The organism is Candidatus Rhabdochlamydia sp. W815, from assembly GCF_018642185.1.
GTDB classification, from domain to species: Bacteria; Chlamydiota; Chlamydiia; order Chlamydiales; family Rhabdochlamydiaceae; genus Rhabdochlamydia; species Rhabdochlamydia oedothoracis.
Genome location: NZ_JAAVTY010000123.1, coordinates 1 through 4,152, shown reverse-complemented (window position 1 = coordinate 4,152; position 4,152 = coordinate 1). Strand labels below are relative to the sequence as shown.

Annotated in this window: 5 protein-coding genes; 3 read left to right on the top strand and 2 right to left on the bottom strand. The window is 34.5% G+C overall.

Annotated features, from left to right (window positions below; all coding sequences use genetic code 11):
• Nucleotides 1-635 precede the first annotated feature (635 nt).
• The gene (locus RHOW815_RS07180; protein WP_215217637.1) at nt 636-854 is read right to left on the bottom strand and encodes a helix-turn-helix domain-containing protein; all 219 of its coding nucleotides are present in this window, start codon (nt 852-854) and stop codon (nt 636-638) included.
• A gap of 203 nt (nt 855-1,057) precedes the next feature.
• Here RHOW815_RS07180 and RHOW815_RS07175 point away from each other — a divergent pair, with 203 nt between their 5' ends.
• Together RHOW815_RS07175 and RHOW815_RS07170 are read left to right on the top strand one after the other, a co-directional pair.
• On the top strand, nt 1,058-1,444 hold the full coding sequence (locus RHOW815_RS07175; protein ID WP_256439930.1) for a transposase family protein: 387 nt from the start codon (nt 1,058-1,060) through the stop codon (nt 1,442-1,444).
• A gap of 330 nt (nt 1,445-1,774) precedes the next feature.
• Nucleotides 1,775-2,644, top strand: coding sequence for a hypothetical protein (locus RHOW815_RS07170; protein ID WP_215217635.1), 870 nt, complete (start codon nt 1,775-1,777; stop codon nt 2,642-2,644).
• Here the strand turns inward: RHOW815_RS07170 and mnmA are convergent.
• Entirely contained in the window at nt 2,641-3,711 is a 1,071-nt protein-coding gene (gene mnmA, locus RHOW815_RS07165; protein WP_215217634.1) for a tRNA 2-thiouridine(34) synthase MnmA, read from the bottom strand. The genes RHOW815_RS07170 and mnmA overlap by 4 nt on opposite strands.
• A gap of 217 nt (nt 3,712-3,928) precedes the next feature.
• On the opposite strand from mnmA, the gene RHOW815_RS07160 reads away from it, so the two are divergent.
• Nucleotides 3,929-4,129, top strand: a complete 201-nt coding sequence (locus RHOW815_RS07160) for a hypothetical protein (RefSeq protein ID WP_215217633.1) — start codon at nt 3,929-3,931, stop codon at nt 4,127-4,129.
• Nucleotides 4,130-4,152: the final 23 nt, after the last annotated feature.

Sequence of the window (4,152 nt, the reverse complement as noted above, 5' to 3'; positions counted from 1 at the left end):
TTGTTAAAAATCACAATAGAGATTCTTTCATCGCCTGCCTATTCTTTTTTTAATTCTTCTGTGCACTTCAAACTTGAAAAGACTCTCTTTTCAAAACCCATCAGTTCCAGATTATAAATTCCAGTGATTAGATTAAACCGAAACCTTTTTCACTTGGGTTTCGAGTAGCTAAAATTTTCATTGGTTACGCGTTCTCTTGCAAGCTATTTAGTTATGCTTTTCTAGGATATGCATCATCTATTAGGTTTTGAGATTACATGGAAAGTTGTAAACTTGAAAAAGTGATATACATGCCATAATTGCACACAAAAAAGGGATTGCTCCTTAAACGGAGTAGATTAAACTCTCCAATGAAAAGAACTTTTATCTGTGTGTTGAATGAACAAGGGAAAATGATCCATGAAGGTTCAGAAAAAACAGATCCTGATTTACTAGCAGATTATATTTTCCAAAAGAGATTTTCAAGAAATCGTTTTAAGAGGTTTAATATAACATCTTCTTGCAAGATAGAGCAGGTTTTTCAGAAAAACCTAGTAACGTATTTTCACACAGGTTGTAGTTACGGTCTGAGTGAAAGCGCATGTTATCGAGCCTGCAGATAGCTAGAAGACACATGGATTAAAAGCAAGAAGTTTTCACAGCCTGGGAAAAAAGCTCTTCTTAAGAGAGACATGGAATACGAAGTAATTCTTACAGTATCCTCGTTGTCCTTTATTTCTCTTAAGTTCCCTACTAATAGTGCTATGATGAACTTTTAGAATGGTTGCTATTGAGCTAGATGTATCTTCTCTAGCTTGTAAAATATAAATCTGACATCTTTGGTCATAGGTTAGGTGATGGTAGCCTTTAGGCAAGGTCTCTTTTTGTGTTTGATTAGATCTCTTGCATAACCAATAAGCAATCTAAAATTTTAAAGTATTTTAATCCAGGAGATATGATTGTTTGAGCGATATAGCTGGAAATGCTTTTGTTAAGATTAGGAATCTATAAATGAAAGCTTTAAAATAAGGGGTTATGCAAGAAATCTATTGTTAAAAATCACAATAGAGATTCTTTCATCTCCTGCCTATTCTTTTTTTTAATTCTTCTGTGCATTTCAAACTTGAAAAGACTTGGCAAAAAACATGATGTTAGACTGTTTAAAGAGAGTAGGGTACGGAGGACAGATCAACGTTGTGGTATGACCGACAGTGGTTATACAGGCATAAAAAAGATTCAAAAAAACTCAAGACTTCCAAAAAAATCCAGTAAGAAGAAGCCGTTAACAAAAGAAGAGAAAAAGCAGAATCAAGAGATTTCCTCTGAGCGAGTTGTTAATGAAAACGTGATTGGCAGTCTAAAAAGATGTAAAATTTTAAGTGGCAAATATAGGAACAGAAGAAAAAGGTTTGGTTTACGGTTTAATCTTATTGCTGGAATCTACAATTATGAAATTTTTATTTAACTACGCAAAAGGTCTATTGCTCTACTTTTGAAAAGATTTTAAACAGGCTCTAAGGCTAAAGCTTTATAACCGGTTTAAGTTTCGGGTATTGCACCTTTCCTAACCTGACAGGAAGGTTAGAGGAGCTCTTGTATAAAAACAGCTTTTGATAAAGGGGAATCATAGCCCTATCTGGTTTTTAAATCAAATCCAAATGCTTGATTTACAAATTAATATATTAAATTATTTATTGTTTTGCATTTTTAAAATATAATTAATTTAATTTAATTAAAAATAAATGGCTTGATTTTTATAAAGAAAATGATATGGTTCATTGTCATAACGCTAGTTATGAAAATAAATAATTTAATACAGGATTTTATCATGTTACTATTAATTAATGCTGTTCAGGCTGCTATGGATCTTAATAAAGATTTAACTCCTTTAAAAACCAGTAAGGCAGATTTATCTTCTTTGAATGGCGTATTTATTTCCGGCTTACCAAAATTAACACTTTCTCAAAATATTTTTGAGAAGGGAAATCAGCTTATAAAAAGATTTAATCCTACATATCCTACTACACAACACGTTATATACAAGGGGCGTATTAAAGAGGTTTTAGGATGGAATATTTATCATGCAGTAAAAGTAAAAGGCTATATAAAAGATAAGTTAAAAAATCTTTCAAATACAGAGTTTGCAAGACTGAAAAGAAGATGCGATAAAATACGCTCTCCTCAGCATTTATTGGGGGTTTTCACCGAGATTATGCATGAAGGAAGAAAGGTTCCTTTACTTAAAGAAGAACAATTAGAACAATTGTTAGCTTCTTGGCCAGGATTAAAAAAGGTCATTGACAAAGGCGTTCAAACTTTTAACCAGGAAGCAACTAAGCAAGGAATCAAGTTAAAAGAAAAAATTTCATTAAAAGAAGAGCAGCTATTTGTTATACAGACAATTTATGACCTTGATTCTGAAAACAATATAACACCTGAAAAATGGAATAGAATGGATAGGGTTAAGAAAAAAAAGTTATTTTCATTGATTTCTGAAGGCAATATTAACAGTTGCTTAGAGAAAAGAAGCAGATTCGAAAAAACATTATTTGCAAAGAGTCCAGATAAGAAAAAGCTCAAAGAGCTTAAGAGCAGTATTCACCAAGCTGTTAAAGTGGATCTCTGTTCCCTAGAATATCCATCTATATCTGATGAAAAAAGTTAGGGGGCTTCTGGCTCGATCATCCCACCACCTAGGCAACGATTGCCAGCATAGAACACAATCGATTGCCTAGGGGTGATTGCTCTTTGAGGTTCTAAGAAGCGTACAAAAGCTTTTGTTTCGGAAATTTTTTCAATGACACAGTTTTGGTCTTTCTGTCGGTAACGGATTTTAGCAGAGCAAGGATAAGGCGTTTGAGGGGAAAGATCCGCTACCCAGCTTAAATCCGTTGCAATAAGCTCTGATTGATAAAGGCTAGGATGGTCTAAGCCTTGCTCAACAATAATGACATTGCGTTTTATATCTTTGGCAACGACAAACCAAGCATCGCCAGCTCCTCCAATTTTTAGTCCTTTGCGTTGGCCTATTGTGTAGTAAGCAAGACCGTCGTGATAACCCAGGACTTGTCCTTGCGTGTTCTCAAACGCCCCTTTTTGATAACCAAGATAAGGAAGAAGGAAATTTTTGAAGTTGCGTTTACCAATAAAACAGATCCCTACACTATCTTTTTTTTTCGCTGTAAAAAGATTGTGAGATAAAGCAATTGAGCGCACTTCTTGTTTGGTTAGATGTCCAATGGGAAAGAGAACTTTTTCCAATATTTTTTGTGAGAGGGTATAGAGAAAATAACTCTGGTCTTTATTGGGATCTTGGCCTTTATGTAAATAAAAAGACTTTTCTTCTTCAATAGTGCAATAGTGACCAGTTGCTAGGTAATCAGCGCCAAGACTCATTGCTTTATCGAGAAAAACCTTAAATTTAATTTCGCGGTTACAGAGAATGTCTGGATTGGGAGTATAACCTTTTTTTAATTCAGAAAGGAAATAAGAGAAGACAGATTCTTGGTATTCTTTGACAAAATTCACTGTATAGCAAGGGATGTCAATCTGGGCACAAACCTTCTGGACATCTTCAAAATCAGAAGCTGAAAGACAGATGCCTTTTTCATCTTTTTCTTCCCAATTCTTCATGAAAAGGCCCATGACTTGATAGCCCTTTGCTTTAAGCAACAAGGCGGCAACAGAGGAGTCTACTCCTCCAGACATCCCCACAACAACCGTTTTTTTCATATGAATGACTTTTTTTTAAGTAATTATACCGCGTTCTATTGGCAGCCACTAAGCCATGATGATCCATTGCTGTCGTTTGAATTTCTCCTTCTGAAACCTCTACCATACCGTACCTCTTTGTTTAAAAAAGACATAATAGCACAAAAGGCTTAGCTAATTCCAAAAACATAGTAGTGCCAATTCAAACGGCTAGCTTAATGGGTTTCAAGTCAACGACTTGAAACTTGTCGTTAATCCTATATTTTTCTATACGATTGAATCGGAACCACTATATGTTCTTTTTTGTGCACCCGAGCATAGCATATTTGTAGATAATCTCCTAAACACTTCTAGTGGAGTTTTGAAGTTGAGAGCCTTTCTAGGTCTGTTATTTAGTATAAGTTTCCACCCTTTCCATATCCTTGGAAGTCGTATCTAAAAAGCTTTGTGTTTTAGGAAAAT

What these genes read in the sequence shown, in the direction of transcription:
- mnmA (WP_215217634.1), bottom strand. Translation starts at nt 3,711, where the DNA reads ATGAAAAAAACGGTTGTTGTGGGGATGTCTGGAGGAGTAGACTCCTCT.
- RHOW815_RS07170 (WP_215217635.1), top strand. Translation starts at nt 1,775, where the DNA reads ATGAAAATAAATAATTTAATACAGGATTTTATCATGTTACTATTAATT.